This is a genomic window from Nocardia carnea (assembly GCF_029869215.1).
Lineage (GTDB): Bacteria > Actinomycetota > Actinomycetes > Mycobacteriales > Mycobacteriaceae > Nocardia > Nocardia carnea_B.
This window is the reverse complement of sequence record NZ_JARWPM010000442.1, coordinates 1-4,720: the sequence shown is the minus strand read 5'-3', so window position 1 is coordinate 4,720 and position 4,720 is coordinate 1. Positions and strand designations below refer to the sequence as shown.

At 67.3% G+C, this 4,720-nt stretch carries 2 protein-coding genes; one reads left to right on the top strand and one right to left on the bottom strand.

The window, feature by feature from the left end; genetic code table 11:
- Nucleotides 1-145: 145 nt before the first annotated feature.
- A complete protein-coding gene (locus QH276_RS33085; protein ID WP_280400079.1) occupies nt 146-889 on the bottom strand; it encodes a hypothetical protein in 744 nt (247 codons plus the stop codon).
- Nucleotides 890-1,342: 453 nt separating this feature from the next.
- Between QH276_RS33085 and QH276_RS33080 the strand changes: the two genes are divergently transcribed.
- Nucleotides 1,343-4,612, top strand: a complete 3,270-nt coding sequence (locus QH276_RS33080; RefSeq protein ID WP_280400078.1) for a (Fe-S)-binding protein — start codon at nt 1,343-1,345, stop codon at nt 4,610-4,612.
- The last annotated feature ends 108 nt before the right edge of the window (nt 4,613-4,720 follow it).

Genomic DNA, 4,720 nt, shown 5'->3' with positions numbered 1-4,720 from the left:
CGGCCGCCGTTCGTGGTGGCTTCTCCTCGTTGTCGTCGCCGCGGCCAGCGGCGCGAATCTACGCGTGGGGGCGGCCCCCCCCCCCCCCCCCGCCCCCCCCCCCCCCGCGCCGGCCCGCCCCCATCGCTGTGATTGCGCCAGTTGTTTACTTGGGCGCCTCTTCGGTCACCGGCTTACCGCCGTTGGCCCACTTCGTGGTGCCCTCCGGCGCCTGCAAGGTGTTGATCAGTTCGATTCCGGCGCCGATCAGCGTCGGACCACCGACAACGATGGTGCCGATGATGCCACCGATACCGGCTCCCGGAATGCATCCGAGGGCAACGCCGACAACACAACCGACCACAAAGCCGAGTGCGGTACCGACGAAGCCTCCGATGGCGGTTGCCAGTCCGAAGTGGCTCGAGAACTCATTGATCGCCATCTGGTTCTCGGCGGGCGATGCGATGGGCTTGGCCACCGACTGCACCACGGCGCCGCCCGGTTCGAGCCCGGCGGGCTTCTCCGGGGTGATCTCGACGACCTTACCGTCGTCCTTCACCTCGGACGCCACCGGAATCTCGATGCCGTTCACGCTGAATTCCAGCGGCATCGATGCAACCAGGGTGCCCGCCGGGTCCTTGATCTCGAGCACCTGAGTCTTGTCGGCTGCGGCAATCGGCTCCCCCTCCGATGTGCCGGGAGCCGCCGCCTCGGGCGCCTTCTCCTTTTCGACGATCGAGAAGGTTCCACCGCCGAGAGTGGCCACGACAGTCTTCTCCACGAGCTGGACTGCGTAGTTGACCGGCGCGGCGGGCGCCGGCGCCGCCGGCTGGGCGTGGGCGGTGCCCAGTCCCAGGGTGAGCGAACCAATGACCATTGCCGCGATGGCAGTGGGTCTCGCGAGTTTCATCCATTTCCAATCGGGGTATCCAATGCAACATTCGCACGCGAGGCGACCGCGAGTGCCCGCGGTCCGAATTTCCTCCCCGAGCGTTATGAGATGTCACACCGTCCTGACAGATCGGGCTGAGCGTAGTCGAAATCGTTGCCCAAAGGCGACATTCGTGTCCCAAACGTGAGAATAGGACAGAGTAAGCCTGGCCTTATCCGCGACCGTCACAGCGCGCCCTTTACGGTGTTCATCAGCAAGAACAGTTATGGACAGTCAACTGAATAAGGTGACATTGATCACGCGGTATCAGCCGCGGGAAAGCCCAGGCAAAAGGGGCTACGGAGCACCGGCGATCGTACACTGGACAGCATTAGTTACTGGCGGGTAACTTACTGACGGTTACGATACGAGCCGGACGAGGTTACTCATCGTTCCTCGCACCTCGTGTTGCCTCGAAAGAAAGGTCGCGACATGAATGCCCTGACAGTGACGCTGGGCACCTTGGGAGCGGCGCTCAGCCTGCTGTGTTGGGCGTCGTTCTTCGGCGGCGTCCGGGATATCGTCCGCGCCATCATGCTGGGCCAGCCCGCGCCGGATCGCTGGCGTCCGTTCTTCCCGCGGTTCAAGCAGATGCTGGTGGAGTTCCTCGCCCACACCCGGATGAACAAGTTCCGGACGGTCGGCTGGGCCCACTGGCTCGTGATGATCGGCTTCCTGGGCGGCGCGATCCTCTGGTTCGAGGCATACGGTCAGACCTTCGATCCCGCCTTCCACTGGCCGATCATCGGTAACACCGCCGCCTACCACCTCTGGGACGAAATCCTCGGCATCGGCACGGTTGTCGGCATCGTAACGCTGATCGTCATCCGGCAGCTGAACCATCCGCGCGTGCCCGAGCGGCTCTCCCGGTTCAGCGGTTCCGCGTTCGGCCCGGCCTACGTGATCGAAGCGATCGTCCTGCTCGAGGGCCTGGGCATGGTCTTCGTGAAGGCCGGCAAGATCGCGACCTACGGCCACGCGAACGGCGCGACCGATTTCTTCACCATGCGGGTGGCCGAACTGCTGCCCGCCAGCCCCACCATGGTGTCGATCTTCGCCTTCATCAAGCTGATGTCGGGTATGGCGTTCCTGTATCTGGTCGGCCGCAACATCACCTGGGGTGTGGCCTGGCACCGGTTCTCGGCCTTCCCGAACATCTATTTCAAGCGTGAGGACGACGGGGGTGTCGCCCTCGGCGCGGCCAAGCCGATGATGTCCAAGGGCAAGGCCCTGGATATGGAGAACGTCGACCCCGATTCCGACACCCTGGGCGCGGGCCGGATCGAGGACTTCTCCTGGAAGGGCTGGCTGGACTTCACCACCTGCACCGAATGCGGCCGCTGCCAGTCGCAGTGCCCGGCGTGGAACACCGGTAAGCCACTCTCGCCCAAACTGCTCATCATGTCGCTGCGCGACCACGGCCGCGCCAAGGCGCCGTACCTGCTCGCCGGTGGCAGCAAGGATATGGGCGGCGACGAAGTGGGTCTGGTCGACGCCGACGGCAAGCCCGACGAGGCGAAGCTGGCCAAGATCTCCGAGGCCGCCCGCGCCGAGGCCGAGCGGCCGCTGGTGGGCGAGGCCGAGGCGAACGGGATCATCGACCCCGAGGTGCTGTGGAGCTGCACCACTTGCGGCGCCTGCGTGGAGCAGTGCCCGGTGGATATCGAGCATGTCGACCACATCATCGATATGCGCCGCTACCAGGTGCTGATCGAATCGGAGTTCCCCTCCGAGCTCGCGGGCCTGTTCAAGAACCTGGAGAACAAGGGCAACCCCTGGGGCCAGAACGCCAAGGACCGGCTCAACTGGATCAACGAACTCGATTTCGATATCCCGGTGTTCGGCCAGGACGCCGACAGCTTCGACGGCTACGAATACCTGTTCTGGGTCGGCTGCGCCGGCGCCTACGAGGACCGCGCCAAGAAGACCACGAAGGCCGTCGCGGAACTGCTGGCCACCGCCGGAGTCAAGTTCATGGTGCTGGGCCAGGAGGAGACCTGCACCGGCGATTCGGCCCGGCGTGCGGGTAACGAATTCCTGTTCCAGCAGCTGGCCATGCAGAACATCGAACTGCTGGATTCGGTGTTCGAGGGTGTGGAGCAGAAAAAGAAGAAGATCGTCGTCACCTGCGCGCACTGCTTCAACGCGCTCAACAACGAGTACCCCCAGGTCGGCGGCACCTACGAGGTGGTGCACCACACCCAGCTGCTGAACCGGCTGGTGCGGGGTAAGCAGCTCGTCCCGGTCGCCCCGGTGTCGCAGAATGTGACCTATCACGATCCCTGCTACCTGGGCCGGCACAACAAGGTCTACAACGCGCCCCGTGAACTGATGGCGGCGTCGGGTTCGAACCTGGTGGAAATGCCCCGCCACGGCGAACGGTCCATGTGCTGCGGCGCCGGCGGCGCCCGGATGTGGATGGAAGAGCAGCTGGGCAAGCGCATCAATATCGACCGCGTGGACGAGGCGCTCACCACCTCCCCCGCCAAGATCGCCACCGGCTGCCCGTTCTGCCGCGTCATGCTCACCGACGGTGTCACGGCACGCCAGGAGTCGGGTCAGGGCGAAGGCGTGGAGGTCGTCGATGTCGCGCAGCTGATGCTCGAATCGATCGAGCGGCAGCAGCCGGAACAACTGACCGCCAACCTGACGGTCATCCAGGAACCCAAGGCCGAACCGGCACCCGAGCCGGAACCCGAACCCGAGCCGGAACCGGTCGCCGAAGCAGCGGCACCGGCTGCCGAGAAGGCCGCCCCGAAGGGTGGCGGCCTGGCGATGAAGGGTCCGGCGAAGGCACCCGGCAAGGGCCTCGGCATGAAGGGCGCCGCCAAGGCGCCGGGAGCGAAGGCGCCCGCCGCGGAAGCCGAAGCCGGCGAAGCGGCACCGGCCGCGCCTGCCAAGGGTCTCGGGATGAAGGGAGCCGCCAAGGCGCCCGGCGGCAAGGGTCTCGCCATGAAGGGCGCGGCCAAAGCACCCGGCGCCAAGGCCGAAACCGCGCCCGCGGAAACCGCTCTGGCCGAATCCGGGGAAGCCAAAGCGGCTCCGCCGGTGAAGGGCCTGGGGATGAAGGGCGCCGCCAAAGCGCCCGGTGGGAAGGGTCTCGCCATGAAGGGCGCGGCGAAGGCGCCCGGAGCCAAGGCGCCCGGTGCGCAAGCACCCGCCGCGGAACCGGCCGACTCCACCACTGAGGCGGAAACCACCGCGAGTTCGGCTGCGACCGAAACCAAGCCGACGGTGGCCGCCAAGGGTCTCGCGATGAAGTCGGGCTTCAAACGTCCCGGCCCGAAGGCGCCGGGCGCCGGAACCGCTGCGCCGGCAGCGGAGCCGGCTCCGGCAGCGGAATCCGCACCGGCGGAGCCCACGGCCCCGGCCGAAACCACGGAGACCGAGCAGCCCACCGCGGCGGCACCGGCCGAGAGCAAACCCTCGAAGCCGGCCAAGGGTCTGGCGATGAAGTCCGGGTTCAAACGCCCGGGTCCGAAAGCGCCGGGCGCCAAGGCTCCGGCCGCCGAACCGGCACCCGCCGCCGAAGAGGCTCCGGCAGCCGAAGCCGAGTCGGCACCGCCCGAACCCGCCGCCGAGGCATCCGCTTCGACGGGCAACGGCACCGCGGGTAACGGGTCCCGTGCGACCCCACCGGCGGCCAAACCGGGCGCTCTCGGTTTCAAGTCCGGCGCGAAAGCACCCGGCCGCAAGAGCTGATACGGCAGCAACCGAACACAGAGGCGGGGGGGGCGCCCCCCCCCCCCCGGGCCCGGGCGCATCAGCCCCCCCCCCCGCGCCGCCGCCCGCCCCCCCCCCCCCCCCCGG